General features: G+C 69.8%; 1 protein-coding gene. It reads left to right on the top strand.

Going from position 1 to position 401, the window contains the following annotated elements; all coding sequences use genetic code 11:
* On the top strand, positions 1 to 320 hold a 320-nt coding region (locus AC1DM9_RS34560; protein ID WP_477584523.1), incomplete at its 5' end, for an FAD-dependent monooxygenase.
* Between the last annotated feature and the right edge of the window lie 81 nt (positions 321 to 401).

Genomic DNA, 401 nt, shown 5'->3' with positions numbered 1-401 from the left:
TCTCCGCGCTGTACGTGCGCGACCCGCTGCCGTCCTGGTCGRCCGGCCACATYGCGCTGATGGGCGATGCCTGCCAYCCGATGATGCCGTTCATGGCGCAGGGCGCCGGCATGGCSATCGAGGACGGCGTGGTGCTGGCGCGCTGCCTGGCCGAGGCCAGCGACGACACCATCCCCGAGGCGCTGGCGCGCTACCAGGCGGCCCGCCACGACCGCACCAGCCGCATCCAGATCGGCTCGCGCGGCAACGAGTGGCTCAAGGCCGGCGGCAACGCGGACTGGGTGTACGATTACAACGCCTGGAACGTGGCGCTCGGCTGATCCTGCCTGCACCCGTTCCGTTTTTCTTTTCCACGTGCCGATGCCCAAGACCGCCGCGCCAGACGACTCCCTCGACAACCC

The organism is Paenibacillus sp. 01T431, assembly GCF_056398625.1.
This window is presented reverse-complemented; position numbering and strand designations above follow the sequence as displayed.